Annotated in this window: 13 protein-coding genes and 1 tRNA gene; 5 read left to right on the plus strand and 9 right to left on the minus strand. The window is 52.5% G+C overall.

Annotated features, from left to right (window positions below; genetic code table 11):
* Positions 1 to 190: 190 nt before the first annotated feature.
* The 5 genes from CNE01S_RS01290 to CNE01S_RS01310 form a co-directional block, all read right to left on the minus strand.
* Complete coding sequence (locus tag CNE01S_RS01290) at positions 191 to 1555, minus strand: efflux transporter outer membrane subunit (RefSeq protein ID WP_061272503.1); 1365 nt, start codon at positions 1553 to 1555, stop codon at positions 191 to 193.
* Between the two features lie 3 nt (positions 1556 to 1558).
* Positions 1559 to 4666 carry an efflux RND transporter permease subunit gene (locus tag CNE01S_RS01295; protein ID WP_061272506.1) on the minus strand — a complete coding sequence of 1036 codons (3108 nt, stop codon included), beginning with the start codon at positions 4664 to 4666 and terminating at the stop codon, positions 1559 to 1561.
* Positions 4666 to 5787, minus strand: a complete 1122-nt coding sequence (locus CNE01S_RS01300) for an efflux RND transporter periplasmic adaptor subunit (RefSeq protein WP_061272508.1) — start codon at positions 5785 to 5787, stop codon at positions 4666 to 4668. Before CNE01S_RS01300 ends, CNE01S_RS01295 begins: the two co-directional genes overlap by 1 nt.
* A gap of 136 nt (positions 5788 to 5923) precedes the next feature.
* The gene (locus CNE01S_RS01305; protein WP_061272510.1) at positions 5924 to 6493 is read right to left on the minus strand and encodes a TetR/AcrR family transcriptional regulator; all 570 of its coding nucleotides are present in this window, start codon (positions 6491 to 6493) and stop codon (positions 5924 to 5926) included.
* A gap of 322 nt (positions 6494 to 6815) precedes the next feature.
* Positions 6816 to 6903 (minus strand) — tRNA-Ser (locus CNE01S_RS01310).
* Positions 6904 to 7106: 203 nt separating this feature from the next.
* Between CNE01S_RS01310 and ghrA the strand changes: the two genes are divergently transcribed.
* The 4 genes from ghrA to CNE01S_RS01330 all read left to right on the plus strand — a co-directional run bounded on the left by ghrA (position 7107) and on the right by CNE01S_RS01330 (position 10064).
* On the plus strand, positions 7107 to 8048 hold the full coding sequence (ghrA, locus tag CNE01S_RS01315) for a glyoxylate/hydroxypyruvate reductase GhrA (protein WP_061272513.1): 942 nt from the start codon (positions 7107 to 7109) through the stop codon (positions 8046 to 8048).
* A 103-nt stretch (positions 8049 to 8151) separates the two neighbouring features.
* Positions 8152 to 8889 (plus strand): phosphatase, encoded by a 738-nt coding sequence (locus CNE01S_RS01320; RefSeq protein ID WP_008453572.1) that lies wholly within the window; start codon positions 8152 to 8154, stop codon positions 8887 to 8889.
* Between the two features lie 28 nt (positions 8890 to 8917).
* The gene (locus CNE01S_RS01325) at positions 8918 to 9472 is read left to right on the plus strand and encodes a TorD/DmsD family molecular chaperone (RefSeq protein ID WP_061272515.1); all 555 of its coding nucleotides are present in this window, start codon (positions 8918 to 8920) and stop codon (positions 9470 to 9472) included.
* A 103-nt stretch (positions 9473 to 9575) separates the two neighbouring features.
* A complete protein-coding gene (locus CNE01S_RS01330) occupies positions 9576 to 10064 on the plus strand; it encodes a DUF1097 domain-containing protein (RefSeq protein WP_061272517.1) in 489 nt (162 codons plus the stop codon).
* A gap of 44 nt (positions 10065 to 10108) precedes the next feature.
* Here CNE01S_RS01330 and csgG read toward each other — a convergent pair whose 3' ends face one another.
* The 4 genes from csgG to csgD are packed head-to-tail and all read right to left on the minus strand — an operon-like array spanning position 10109 to position 12449.
* Positions 10109 to 10942, minus strand: coding sequence for a curli production assembly/transport protein CsgG (gene csgG, locus CNE01S_RS01335; protein ID WP_061272519.1), 834 nt, complete (start codon positions 10940 to 10942; stop codon positions 10109 to 10111).
* 38 nt (positions 10943 to 10980) lie between these two features.
* Entirely contained in the window at positions 10981 to 11397 is a 417-nt protein-coding gene (gene csgF / locus CNE01S_RS01340; protein ID WP_008453564.1) for a curli production assembly/transport protein CsgF, read from the minus strand.
* 9 nt (positions 11398 to 11406) lie between these two features.
* The gene (gene csgE / locus CNE01S_RS01345; RefSeq protein WP_061272521.1) at positions 11407 to 11793 is read right to left on the minus strand and encodes a curli production assembly/transport protein CsgE; all 387 of its coding nucleotides are present in this window, start codon (positions 11791 to 11793) and stop codon (positions 11407 to 11409) included.
* Between the two features lie 5 nt (positions 11794 to 11798).
* Positions 11799 to 12449 carry a biofilm master transcriptional regulator CsgD gene (gene csgD, locus CNE01S_RS01350; RefSeq protein WP_061272524.1) on the minus strand — a complete coding sequence of 217 codons (651 nt, stop codon included), beginning with the start codon at positions 12447 to 12449 and terminating at the stop codon, positions 11799 to 11801.
* Between the two features lie 777 nt (positions 12450 to 13226).
* Here csgD and csgB point away from each other — a divergent pair.
* On the plus strand, positions 13227 to 13679 hold the full coding sequence (csgB, locus tag CNE01S_RS01355) for a curli minor subunit CsgB (RefSeq protein ID WP_061272526.1): 453 nt from the start codon (positions 13227 to 13229) through the stop codon (positions 13677 to 13679).
* Positions 13680 to 13697: the final 18 nt, after the last annotated feature.

Genomic DNA, 13697 nt, shown 5'->3' on the forward strand with positions numbered 1-13697 from the left:
TTTTGCTGCACACCTTAGGTGGGCAACGGGGCGCTACTATAGGGAGTCAGCCCGATTCGGTCAAGCCTAATTTATGGATTATGCTGCGTTCGGTTAAGGTCTGAGCGGTTAGGGCGGTTTTAAGGCAAATTCATCAGAAAAAGCTCCCGCCCGGCAAATCCCTTTGGGCGGGAGAGGGTCAAGCGTCGTGCTAACTGGCGTTGCCTCCCAGCGATTGCCAGAGCGTAATGCGGTTCTCCAGTTCCGTTTGTTGTAGTGAGATAAGCGACTGGCGTGCGCTCCACAGCGTGCGTTGCGCCGTTAAGGCCGTCAGATAATCGCCGATGCCTGCCTGGTAGCGTTTCATCGCCAGATCAAAGGTTTGCTGCTCGGCTGCCACATACTGACGCTGGGCATCCAGCTCTTCGTTTAACGTTGAGCGACGAGCTAAAGCATCCGAAACGTCTTTAAACGCGCTCTGGATCGTTTTTTCGTAACTCGCGATCAGCCCCTTCTTCTCTGCTTCGGCATAGCGCAGCTGCGACAGATTACTGCCGCCGGTAAACAGCGGCAGCGAGATGGACGGTGAAAATGACCAAACCTGCATCCCGTGGTTAAACAGCGAGGAGAGTGAGTCGCTGCCCACTCCTGCGCTGGCGGTTAGCGAGATTGAGGGGAAGAAGCTGGCCCGGGCCGCACCGATGTTGGCGTAGGCCACCTTCAGGTTGTGCTCTGCTTCCTGAATATCCGGCCTCGCAAGCAGCACGGATGAAGAGACCCCCGCAGGCACTAACGTGATGGTGTTTTCATTCAGACTTTCCAGCGTACCGGGCAGTAATGACTGCGGCACGCTGCCGCCCGCCAGCAGATTGATGGCGTTCTTATCCTGCATCACCAGCGTTTGGTAATTAGCGACGCTGGCTCGCGCCTGCTGGTAAACGCTGCGGGCCGATGAAACATCCGTTGCGGCTGCGGTACCAATTTGCTGCTGCCTTTGCACTATCTTCAGCGATCCTTCCGCGCTGGACATCGTCCGCTTTGCCAGCTCAAGACTGCTGCTATCGGCAGCTAACGTGATCCACGCCGTCGTTAACTCGGCCACCAGCGTCAGACGAGTGTTTTGTGCGGTAAATTCGCTGGCAAGCCAGGTTTCTCTTGCCGCCCGGGAAAGGCTTTGGTTGCGGCCAAATAAATCAAGCTCAAAGCTGGTCACTGTGCCGTCGGCCTGTGCGCTGGAAGTCAGCCCACTTTCTGTGGTGCGGCTGCGCGTGGAGCTTAACTCCGCATTGAGCGTGGGAAACAGTGACGCACGCTGAACGCCATACTGGGCTCTGGCGGCCTCAATATCGGCAATCGCTTTTTGCACATCGCGATTGCTGTTAAGCCCCATGCCCACCACCTGTTGCAGGCGGGTATCTTTAACCACCTGCTGCCAGTGGCCCACCACCGCGCGGGATTCACCATTGGTGCCCGGCAGCGTGGCTGGAATAGGGGCCGTAGGGCGCTCATAATCAGGATCCAGCGAAACACAGCCGGTGCTGAGCAGCGCCAGCAGGATAATGGAGAGACGAATCATGGTTTACCCCTTCGCACGACGTTGACCGGCGAACAGGCGTTTCACCAGCACAAAGAAGAGAGGAACAAAGAAAATCGCGAGCAGGGTAGCGGTCAGCGTGCCGCCCACAATCCCTGTCCCGATGGCGATACGGCTGTTTGCGCCCGCCCCGGTGGCGACGGCCAGCGGCGTGACCCCGGCGACAAACGCCAGCGACGTCATGATAATGGGACGCAGGCGCGTCAGCGCTGCACGAAGCGCTGCATGAGAAAGTGAATATCCCTCATTTACGGCAGCTTCGGCGTATTCCACAATCAAAATGGCGTTTTTAGACGACAATCCAATCGTGGTAAGCAGCGCAACCTGGAAATAAATGTCGTTACTTAAGTCACGCATCCACGCGGCAAGCGCGGCGCCAAGGAGCCCCAAAGGAATCACCAGAATCACCGACAGCGGCACGGACCAGCTTTCATACAGCGCGGCGAGGCACAGGAACACCACCAGGATAGACACCGCATACAGGCTGAGTGCCTGACCGCTGGCCAATTTTTCCTGCAGGGAGAGGCCGCTCCATGCCCAGCTTGTACCGGCTGGCAGGCTGTTGGCCAGCGCCTCCATTTTTTCCATTGCCACGCCGGAGCTGTACCCGGCGGCGTTTTCCCCCTGAATTTCGAAGGCTACCGAGCCGTTGTAGCGCACCAGGTTTTCCGGGCCATACTGCCAGCGGGTTGTGGCGAACGCGGAGAAAGGCGTCATGCTTTGGTTTTCACTGCGCACAAACCATTTTCCCAGGTCGGAAGGGGTCGCGCGGGTATCGCTTTCGCCCTGGATGTAGACCTTTTTCACCCGGCCGCGATCGATAAAATCATTCACGTAGGTACCGCCCCATGCGCTGGAAAGCGTAGAGGAAACCTCACTCAACGAAAGTCCAAGCGAGACGGCTTTATTGCTGTCGATATCCACCTGAAGCTGCGGCATTTGCGGCAGATCGTTGGCGCGGACGGCCTGCAGACCCGGGTCCTGATTCGCTTTGGCAATAAGCTGGTTGCGCAGGGTAAACAGCGCGTCACGGTCGGTTCCGCCATTGGCAAGCAGCTCGAAGGTAAAACCATTGCTCCTGCCCAGCCCGTCGACGGACGGCGGGATCATGGCAAACAGCGAGGCATCCCGCAGGGTATTGAGCTCTTTCGTGGCTCGCAGGGCGATAGCCTGGGCCGTATTCTCTTCACCTTCACGCTCGGACCAGTTTTTTAGCGACACGAAAGCCATGCCGGTGTTTTGCCCGTTACCGCTGAAGCTAAAGCCATCAACGGTAAAAATGACGTTGGTATTGGCTTTTTCTTTGGTCAGGAACCAGTCGGTGACGCTGCGGTTGATTTCCGCCGTGCGCACGGCCGTTGCACCCGGCGGCAAGGTCCACTGCACCATGATCTGACCCTGATCCTCGACGGGCAGGAAGCTGCCCGGCAGTTTCCACATCACCAGCCCCATTGCGCCGCAGATGGCAACATAAGCCAGCATGACGGTGACATAGTGACGGAGAGTGTCGATCACACGGCGTTTATAGCTGCGCTCGGTGGTGCGGTACAGGCGGTTAAAACCAGCGAAAAAGCCGCGTTTGTGCGATGTGGTGTGCTGCAAGACGCTACCGCAAAGCGCCGGAGTAAGCGTCAGGGCAACAATCACCGACAGGACCATCGCAGAAATGATGGTCACCGAGAACTGGCGGTAAATCACGCCCGTGGAGCCGCCAAAAAACGCCATTGGCAGAAAGACGGCGGACAGCACTAAGGCAATGGCTATCAGGGCACCGGAGATTTCACCCATGGATTTTTCTGTGGCCTCGCGCGCCGGGAGCCCTTCATCACGCATGATGCGTTCAACGTTTTCCACCACCACGATGGCGTCGTCCACCAGCAGGCCGATAGCAAGCACCATGGCAAACAGCGTCAGCGTGTTAATGGAGTATCCGAACAGGGCCAGCACGCCGAAAGTCCCCAGCAAGACGACCGGTACCGCCAGCGCAGGGATCAGCGTGGCGCGAACGTTCTGCAAAAAGAGGTACATCACGAAGACCACCAGCAGAATGGCCTCAAACAGCGTTTGAATCACATCCTCAATGGAGATTTTAATGAATTCAGTGCTGTCTTTAGGGAAGGCAATTTTGTAGCCCTCCGGCATGCTGCGCTCAAACTCGGCGATTTTCTCTTTCACGCGCGTAGTCGTGTCCAGGGCGTTTGCGCCGGGCGCAAGCATCACCGCAATCCCTGCTGCCGGGCGGCCGTTCAGTTTGGCGATGGAGGTGTAATCCTCGCTGCCCATTTCAACCCGTGCGACATCGGAAATGCGTACGACTGCGCCGTTGGACTCGCTCTTCACAATAATATTTTTGAACTGCTCGACGGTTTGCAGCCGCGACTGAGCGCGAACCGTGGCGGTGAGCTGCTGGGTGTCCGGAGAGGGAAGCGCCCCAATTTTCCCGGCGGAAACCTGAACGTTCTGCGCTTCAATCGCCGTTTGAATATCCGAAGGCATCAGGGAATAAGAAGCCAGCTTTGCCGGATCCATCCAGATACGCATGGCATATTCGGCGCCGAACACCTGCAGGCTGCCGACGCCGGTCAGGCGGGCCATAGGATCCTGAACGTTGCTGACCAGCCAGTCGGCGATATCCGAACTGTTGGCTTTATCCTGCTCGTCGTAAACGCCCATGATCATCAGGAAGCTGCTTTGGGACTTCACTACCGTCACGCCGGATTGCTGCACTTCGCTTGGCAGGCGGGACTCGGCCTGCTGCACTTTGTTTTGCACCTGAACCTGGGCAGTATCGGGATCGGTGCCCTGTTCAAAGGTGACGGTAATACTAACGGAGCCGTCCGAGCTGCTGGTGGAGCTGAAATAGAGCAGGTTATCCAGCCCGGTCAGCTGTTGTTCTATGACCTGAGTCACGCTGTTTTCCAGCGTTTCAGCCGAGGCGCCGGTGTAGGTGGCGGAAATTTTAATGGCGGGAGGGGCCACATCGGGATACTGGGCGACCGGCAGGGTGCGAATAGCCAGCATCCCGGCCAGCATAATGAGAATCGCAATAACCCAGGCAAAAACCGGACGACGGACGAAGAAGGTGGAGAACATCAGGCTTTACCTCCGTCTTGGGTTATTTCAACGGGCTTGACCTGTTGCCCGGCGCTCACTTTGCCGGTGCCTTCAACGATTAGCCTGTCGCCGTTGTTCAGCCCGCTGAGCACTAGCCATTTATCACCGTAGGTAGAGCCAGTTTCCAGCGTCCGCTGCTCGACTTTATTTTCCGCATCAACAACCAGCGCGGTGGCATTGCCTTTGGCATCGCGGGTAATGCCCTGCTGCGGGGCAAGGATTGCGTTATTCATGATGCCTTCATCAACCCGGGCACGGACAAACATGCCGGGCAGAAGCTGCTGCTGAGGGTTGGCGAAAGCGGCCCGCAGGGTGACGGAACCGGTTGATTCATCCACGGCAACTTCCGTCAGTGCAAGGCGACCTTTTTGCGCGTAGGTGCTGCCATCTTCTAGCAGCAAAGAGACGCTCAGTGTGTTGGCGTTTGTCGCCAGCGTTTGCTTGCGCAGACGCAGCAAATCCACGCTGGAGCGGGTGAGATCCACGTAAATGGTGTCTAGCCCGCGAACGGTGGCCAGGGCGCTTTCCTGCTCAGCCGAGACCAGCGCACCTGGCGTAACGGAGGATATCCCGATTCGCCCGGCGATGGGGGAAGTGACCGTTGTCCAGTTGAGGTTGATTCGCGCACTTTCCAGCGTGGCTTTTTTCGATTCCACGCTGGCCTTGTCCTGATTACATGCGGACTGCGCATCGTCAGCATCCTGTCGGGAGACGCCGTTTTCTTTCACTAATTGCCCATAGCGCCGGGCTTTCTGGCAATCGGCAACAACCAACGCCTGTGCCTGTTTTAGTGAGGCGGCGGCTTCGTTGTAAGCGGCCTGGAAGCTGGCAGGATCAATCTGGTAAAGCGGCTGGCCAGCTTTAACGTTATCCCCTTCATTAAACAGCCGCTTCTGGATAATGCCGGTGACCTGCGGGCGAACCTCTGCGCTCATTGCGGCCGCGGTTCGCCCGGTAAGCTCGCTAATAACGGAAACAGGCTGGCTGGCCAATGTCGTAATCCCCACTTCCGGGAAGGGAAGTGCCGGTGCCGATATATCTTCATTATTACATCCGCTCAGGAGAAATAATGTGACTACAGATGTTTGAATATATTTCATCTCTTTTCTCAGGGTGAAGGATGTCCGCCTCGCAATTGCGCAAGGAATAAAGTTTCAGGCACTCGTCTCTCTCCGAATATTCGGAAAAAATAAAGTTAGGGGCGGTGTTATTCCCCTGGTGTTGGTTTAAATAAAACTAGTTAATGCCAATCAGCATATTAATGATTTCGCGATACACTTTTTCCATGGCCTGGGGTTCAACTTTCTGCGACGTTAGGCGGCGATAAATCGTGCCCTCCATCATCACAGCCGTGACTTCAACGCTGCAGCGCACGCGCTCTTCGGTTAAATGCGGGTGATCTTTTTTAAGGTGTAAACAAGCGGTTTTGAAAATACGTTCATCGGCTTCTTTAAGCCAGGCGGCTACCTGCGGGTTGCGCGTGGCTTCGGCCGAGATCTCAAGCATTAAAGTGTCATCTTCTTCATTGAGGCTAATTCGGCTGGCGAGAAGATTAGGAATAATATCCGTCGGACTCTTATCCGACATGTCGGCTATACGTTTATCGATAATACGGTGAATAATCGCTTCAATGATGGCGTCTTTATTGCTGAAGTAGCGATAAATTTGCCCGACGCTTAACTGTGCCTCCGTGGCAATTTGCGACATGCTGGCCGAGTGAAAACCGCTGCTGGTGAAGCAGCGCCTGGCGGCGGCAATAATGTCGTTTTGGCGGGCTTTGTGCCGGGCTTCAAGCTTGCTGCTCATTGCTGACTCCGTATTTTAATTTATGAGAGTGATCGTTCTCATTTGTGTTAATTATACGTCGCAATGAAGTGTTGGAAAGATTTTTTTTAGTTTGTTTATAACTGGCTGTTTTTAATCGAGGTAATTTTTTGGCGAGCAATGCTAAAGGGGAATACAGAGCCATTAACCTTTAATTTAATAATGGTTTGTCTGCTGAAATGATTAAAAGTAGGCTGGTAAATAACAAGGTTAATAGGGCGAGGAGATAGAGGAGATAGAGGTGAGAAGGCGATGTATATGCGAAAAAAAAGCCCGCATTTGCATGCGAGCTCTTCTTTAAATATGGCGGTGAGGGAGGGATTCGAACCCTCGATACGTTGCCGTATACACACTTTCCAGGCGTGCTCCTTCAGCCACTCGGACACCTCACCATATTGTCGCTCCAGCGCTGCTGGAACGGGCGCTAATTTAGGGAAAATGGCCTTCGCCGTCAATGCTAATTTCATGTTTTTGGTGCGTTTAGCCAAACTTCATCCAACTTGATTCTTAAACCATCACAAGATGCTGCTTTTTATTGCATTAGGGCTTGCATGGCATCCCAATTCGCGTAAGCCTAAGAAAAAAAGGAGGCAGTATGGACATTATTTTTCATCACCCCACTTTTGACACCGAGTACTGGCTGAATCGCCTTCAGCAGGCTTTACCTGGCGCGCGCGTTCGCCAATGGAAGCAGGGGGACCAGCAGCCCGCAGATTATGCCCTTGTCTGGCATCCTCCAGTGGAAATGCTTAGCGGCCGCAAAGGGCTTAAAGGCGTATTTGCGCTGGGGGCAGGAGTTGACGCTATTCTCAGTAAACTTCAGGCTCATCCTGACATGCTGCCCGACGGCGTGCCGCTGTTCCGCCTCGAAGACACGGGGATGGGGCTGCAGATGCAGGAATATGCGGTCAGCCAGGTGCTGCACTGGTTCCGACGTTTTGACGATTACCAAAGACAAAAACAGCAGGGGCAATGGCAGCCACTGGACGATTATCGTCGTGAGGATTTCACTATCGGGATCCTTGGCGCTGGCGTGCTGGGTGGGAAAGTGGCGGAAAGTCTTGTGGCCTGGGGCTTCCCGGTTCGCTGCTGGAGCCGCAGCAAGAAAGATTTCCCTGGCGTAGAGAGTTTTGCCGGTGCTGAAGCGCTGCCTGCCTTCTTAGGCGGAACCCGCGTGTTGATCAACTTGCTGCCTAATACGCCGCAAACCGTCGGCATCATCAATCGTGAATTGTTGAGCCAACTGGCTAAAGATGCTTACGTGATAAATCTCGCGCGCGGCGTTCACCTGGTCGAGGCCGATCTGCTTGCGGCGCTGGATACCGGGCAGCTCAAAGGCGCAATGCTGGATGTCTTCTCTAAAGAGCCGCTGCCGGAAAATAACCTGCTATGGGCGCATCCCCGCGTTGCGATTACGCCGCATGTTGCAGCGGTAACTCGTCCTGATGAGGCGATTACCTATATTGCAAAAACGATTACTCAACTGGAAAACGGTGAAGCCGTCTCCGGCGAAGTATCACTGCAGCACGGTTATTAAGCATAAAGCCCGGCTTTGGTCGGGCTGATAACCTTCCAGAAGCAGGCTAAAAATTGTCATGGATTGCTGGTATCCTTAAGTCAAAATAGAAAAGGAGAAAGCCATGTATCCCGTTGACCTGCATATGCATACCGTTGCCAGCACCCACGCCTACAGTACCCTCCACGACTATATTGCCGTTGCTAAAGCCAAAGGTATCAAGCTGTTCGCTATTACCGACCACGGTCCGGATATGGCGGATGCGCCGCATTACTGGCACTTTATTAATATGCGTATCTGGCCACGGCTGGTCGATGGCGTCGGTATTTTGCGCGGTATTGAGTCGAACATTAAAAACACCGCCGGGGAAATCGACTGCACCGGCCCGATGCTGGACGCGCTGGATTTAATTATCGCGGGCTTCCATGAGCCAGTGTTCCCGCCAAAAGATAAAGCCACCCACACCGAAGCGATGATCGCGACGATGGCAAACGGTGACGTCCATATCATCAGCCATCCGGGTAACCCTAAATTCGAAATCGATATTCCGGCGGTTGCGGCGGCGGCGGCGAAGTACAATGTCGCGCTTGAGCTGAACAACTCTTCGTTTACCCACTCCCGCATTGGTAGCGGCCCGAACTGCCGCGCCATTGCCGAAGCCGTGCGCGATGCCGGTGGCTGGCTGGCGTTAGGATCTGACTCCCACACTGCTTTTACGCTGGGGGACTTTACCGAATGCCGTAAAATTCTTGATGAAATCAATTTCCCGGAAGAGCGGATCCTTAACGTTTCTCCGCAGCGCCTGCTGGGCTTCCTGGAAGCTCGTGGGATGGCGCCAATTGCTGAATTTGCCACACTGTAATTAACACCCGTAATGGATAGAGCCAGTCATGAATGAGTTTTCAATTATTTGCCGCGTACTCGGATCGTTATTTTATCGCCAGCCGCAGGATCCCCTGCTGGTGCCTCTTTTTACGCTGATCCGTGAAGGGAAGCTGGCGGCAAGCTGGCCACTGGAGCAGGATGAACTGTTGGGCCGACTGCAAAACAGCTGCGATCCGCAGCTACTGGCGGCCGACTTTAATGCGCTGTTTGTCGGGGAAAAGTGCAGCGTGCCGCCGTTCCGTTCCGCCTGGGAAGAGGGCAGTGATGAAGGCGAAGTGCGTCAGTTCCTGAAGCAGCGTGGCATGCCGCTGGGCGAGTCGCCGGCCGATCATTTTGGAACGCTATTACTGGCGGCCTCGTGGCTTGAAGATCAGTCTCAGGAAGATGAATTTGAAGCGCAGGTGACGCTGTTTGATGACTATCTGATGCCGTGGTGCGGGACTTTCCTTGGCAAAGTTGAAGCCCATGCGACAACGGCATTCTACCGTACTTTGGCGGCGATCAGCCGTGAGGCGCTGCAGGCCATGCGCGATGAGTTACAGGAATCAGAAGAGGAATAATTGTGATTTAAATCACAATTAAAATGCAACGCTGATTTCTGATTTACAAAAAATGTGCGCCAGATCGTAGTGAGGGGCTAAGCCTCTGCTATGATACGGCGCCATGAAGACACTTATTCCACTTGCAATTACCACCGGTATTCTCTCTGGCCTTTGGGGCTGGGTTGCGGTGAGTCTCGGCCTGTTAGGCTGGGCCGGTTTCCTCGGCTGTACCGCCTATTTTGCCTGTCCGCAGGGCGGTATGAAGGGGCTTTTTATTTCTCTGTGTACCCTGTGCAGCGGCGTGCTTTGGGCGCTGGTGATTATTCACGGCAGCGCGCTGGCGCCGCATGCTGAAATCCTGGGCTATATCATGACCGGCGTGGTGGCCTTCCTGATGTGTATCCAGGCGCGCCATATTCTGCTGTCGTTTGTACCTGGGACGTTTATCGGGGCCTGTGCAACGTTTGCCAACCAGGGCGAGTGGCACAACGTTGTGCCTTCGCTGCTTTTAGGTCTGGTGTTTGGCTTTGCCATGAAAAACAGCGGGCTGTGGCTTGCCGCAAGGCGAGAGAAGCTAAAACCTAAAACAGGCTCATTGCTTAGCGAATAAAAAAACCAGCGAAAGCTGGTTTTTTTATTCAACGAAACCGGCCATCAGGAGGCCGGCGGAGTAGAGAGCTCTTTATACTTCACCAGCACCGGGTTGTTAATATCAGCGGGGTTTTGCAGGTCCCACAGCCCACGGTCGATGCCATCATTAACCAGATAGATAACGCCGGTTTCAATGGCGGACATCAGGCATAGCATGACCGGCTCGTTGCTGGTATAGCCTATTTCACCTTCCAGCAGGCGCTGGTAATCAATAAACCGGAAGACCCCAGCCTGCACTTCGTATGACAGAATCGTTTTGCTTGTGTTGACTGACGACAGGACTTCGCCAGTGCTGACGTCCACCACCCGCAGGTTAACGGCAATCTGATCCAGCTGGTACTGCGTGTCTGCCCCAATACCAAAGTAACGAGCGCCCGCGCCACCTGACTTCACGTTGCTCTCGTAGCCAATGATAGACCCTTCGATCATCACATTGGCCGCCATCAGCGAGTGCAGCGGAGCGCGGTTGTTATCGGCAACGGTGCCGTTTTCCTGTGCGGCGCGAATAATTTTGCGTTCGTTAAGCAAGTTTTGCAGCCCCTGCCGTTCAAGCGGGATGAACCAGCGAGAATCTTTCAGCGCGGTCACCAGCATGGACGTTGCGCTTTGCGGCACGGCGGTAGAAAAGTTGCTGGCAGGGTAGGGTTTGAACTGGCCCGTTTCATCCTGAATGTTATAGACCGAGACATAAAGCTTCCCTTTTGCTTCGGGCAAATGCGTCAGGTCGAGGTAGCTTTGCGCGCGCGGTAATAGCGTTGGTTTGGCGGCCTCTTTTGGCGGGGCCGTTAAACAACCACTTAATAAGCACACCGCCACAATCAGAAGTAAGCGCTGCATAATGTTGATCCTTGGAGAGGTTTTATGATTTTAAGCCACTAAAAATTCGTGGAGTTTGCCTGCAGGCCGGATACCTGAATGGTTGATGTTTTGCCGGTTTTTCGGTCGGTGACGTTGAGCTGAAGCTGCCCGTCGGTATTGGCAATATCAACGATGAAATCATTGGTGACCATGCGCCCCGGCTTCCCGGTATTGATATTGGTTAACAGGCCGCCCAGCACCTGTGACTGCAGCGCCTGGGTGAAATTATCCAGCGCACTGGGCATTTGAATGCCGAGATCGCTGCTGTAGCTGGGATCTTTATAAGAGTTTTGCGCCTGGGCTGAATTTAACAAATAGGCGCCGTTATTGGGGTTGCCGCCAAAATTGGGGTTAACAAACTGGAACACCATATTTCCGCCCCAGGCCAGCGGCGTAAATAGCAGCACGGGCAGTACGGCATGATAAATACGCATCATCGTCTCCTAGAATTCATCGTGGGTTAAATCGCTGGTACTCAATAATTGCTTATCGATCAACCTGCGTTTAAGCGCCTCATCGGTATGGACCAGTGCAACTTCAACGTTTTTGTCGAAATCGCGTTTTGTGGGGAAAAGAAATGCTTGATAAACAACGTCCTGACCGGCGGTAATGGTTATCCAGCTCCCCCAGCGGGCGCTGGGGCGTTCGTTGATGGTTAAATTGCCGGTATAATTGCTTTCCCATTTATCGCTGAAGGCGCGATAGAAACTGTGGCCCACCGAAGTGACGGTATGGTCCGTCAACAGCCCAGGGATCTCGACTTCTTCGGCGTGAACGCTGCTCATTGCGCACCAGCAGGCCGCCAGGACAAAAATGGCTGAGCGTTTCATGGTGTTTATCGCCGAAGGTTATCGTTCGCCCAGGACACTGCCTGGGTGCGGTTTTTGACGGCTATCTTTCTGAACAGGTTATACAGATGTGTTTTGACCGTGTTCTCACTGATAAACAGCGAGCGGGCGATTTCAACGTTGGAGGAGCCTACGCGCAGCTTGTTCAGAATTTCCTTTTCACGCTGCGTTAAGCGTGAGGACTCAGTGCTATTAAAACGATAATTCCCGGAATGGCTGATGAGATAGCTGGCAAGCTTCTGAGAGAAATAGCATTCTCCTTCCAATACCCCGCGCAGCCCCTCAACGACTTTGGGTTCTTCAGTCGCAAAGTAAAACACGCCGTTGATATGTGGCCAGTTTTCGATCTCTCTGAAGGGATATTCTTCCGGCGTGTTGAGCAACAATAATTTTATCTGACTGTTTTTACGGCTGAGTTTTTCCTGCCAAAACAGAATGGTCTTTTTGTCTGTTTCCGCCATATCAAATAAAATCAGAACATTACTGGCGAAGTCATCCAGTGGACGTTGAATGTTGTGAACTCGCCCATTTATTTCTAACGAAGCGCGGAGATGCTGTAATAAAGCTGAAGCCTGAAGAGAGGGTTTCGTAATTAACAATAACGTGGGGCCCTTTAGGGCATGGACTTCATTATACATGATGAAACTCCACCTGGTTTTGTCGCTACCGTTTGAATTAATGGAAATTAATTCTCCCTGAGATATCGAGATTCGCGACAGTGCTGTATGTTAAATGTTTTTAATCGCCGAAATAATCATTTCCGGTCGCAAAGGGATTTTTTACGAAAGAGTTACTATCTGTTTTCAATTTAGCGATTCGATATATTAAAGCAAGTGTTAACTATGTAACCAAATGTTACTATAGATATTAAAATGTTTCTTTTTGGTTTTTTATCTATTTAGATTTAAGGCGAAAGTTGTACTCTTAGAATTGCATGTACAGTCAATGTTTCTTCGGATCAAAAGATAAATGATTGTATTTAAAGTATTTTATTTTTTGTGTTTTTGTTTGTTTAACGTCATTCATATTTTTAAAAACAGCGTTCCTGGTTTTTAGCCGTTCCGCTTAAGAAATCTATGTCTGGTGACGATGATTTTGCATAAACTGGCTAAGTATCACCTAAGTCTTGCTAAGTCAGTGACATAAAAGGTGACTTTAAATAAGGGTGCTAATGATTATCCGATCCCTGGATCAGGTAGTTGCAACGAGTGATTTGGTCTATTTTATTCCGTATTAATACTTTGGTGTGAATTTGATAATGCAAAATACCACCCATGCATGAGATATTTAAAATGCCTGCCGTAACATACTCATTTTCGTAACGGAGCAATAACAAATTATGGTTGGTTCGTTATGAATAATTTTACTGCCTTACGCGTCATAATGTTCCGGCATTATTAGGTTCAGGGTGACAAATGAAAATACATTGGGTTTTAACGATGTTGTTTATGGGGCTGTCTCATTACTGCCTGGCACAGGGTAACGATCTTGCTTCCTCCGAATACAATTTTGCTGTTAATGAATTGAGCAATCCTCAATTTAATCAAACAACGATTGTTGGCCAGTACGGCAGTAATAATAATGCGGCGGTGACTCAGCGAGGTCAGCGGCAATTATCTGAGATAGTACAGAACGGTTCGGGAAACCGGGCAAACATCGATCAATCAGGTAGTTATAACCTTGCTTATATCTCGCAAGAGGGCGTCGCCAACGATGCGAGTATAAAACAGGATTCATTTGGTAATGCAGCGCTGATTATTCAGCGAGGTGCTGGTAATAAAGCGAACATTACCCAATACGGTACCCAGAAGTCAGCAGTTGTTGTGCAAAACCAGTCACAAATGGCGGTTCGCATTATTCAGCGATAAGCAAAACATTTGGGCTGA

This window comes from Cedecea neteri NBRC 105707 = ATCC 33855, assembly GCF_001571265.1.
Classification (GTDB): domain Bacteria; phylum Pseudomonadota; class Gammaproteobacteria; order Enterobacterales; family Enterobacteriaceae; genus Cedecea; species Cedecea neteri.

Bases quoted from the DNA above. Each gene is read 5' to 3' on its own strand.
- CNE01S_RS01290 (WP_061272503.1), bottom strand. From the start codon at position 1,555: ATGATTCGTCTCTCCATTATCCTGCTGGCGCTGCTCAGCACCGGCTGT.
- CNE01S_RS01295 (WP_061272506.1), bottom strand. From the start codon at position 4,666: ATGTTCTCCACCTTCTTCGTCCGTCGTCCGGTTTTTGCCTGGGTTATT.
- CNE01S_RS01300 (WP_061272508.1), bottom strand. From the start codon at position 5,787: ATGAAATATATTCAAACATCTGTAGTCACATTATTTCTCCTGAGCGGA.
- CNE01S_RS01305 (WP_061272510.1), bottom strand. From the start codon at position 6,493: ATGAGCAGCAAGCTTGAAGCCCGGCACAAAGCCCGCCAAAACGACATT.
- ghrA (WP_061272513.1), top strand. From the start codon at position 7,107: ATGGACATTATTTTTCATCACCCCACTTTTGACACCGAGTACTGGCTG.
- CNE01S_RS01320 (WP_008453572.1), top strand. From the start codon at position 8,152: ATGTATCCCGTTGACCTGCATATGCATACCGTTGCCAGCACCCACGCC.
- CNE01S_RS01325 (WP_061272515.1), top strand. From the start codon at position 8,918: ATGAATGAGTTTTCAATTATTTGCCGCGTACTCGGATCGTTATTTTAT.
- CNE01S_RS01330 (WP_061272517.1), top strand. From the start codon at position 9,576: ATGAAGACACTTATTCCACTTGCAATTACCACCGGTATTCTCTCTGGC.
- csgG (WP_061272519.1), bottom strand. From the start codon at position 10,942: ATGCAGCGCTTACTTCTGATTGTGGCGGTGTGCTTATTAAGTGGTTGT.
- csgF (WP_008453564.1), bottom strand. From the start codon at position 11,397: ATGCGTATTTATCATGCCGTACTGCCCGTGCTGCTATTTACGCCGCTG.
- csgE (WP_061272521.1), bottom strand. From the start codon at position 11,793: ATGAAACGCTCAGCCATTTTTGTCCTGGCGGCCTGCTGGTGCGCAATG.
- csgD (WP_061272524.1), bottom strand. From the start codon at position 12,449: ATGTATAATGAAGTCCATGCCCTAAAGGGCCCCACGTTATTGTTAATT.
- csgB (WP_061272526.1), top strand. From the start codon at position 13,227: ATGAAAATACATTGGGTTTTAACGATGTTGTTTATGGGGCTGTCTCAT.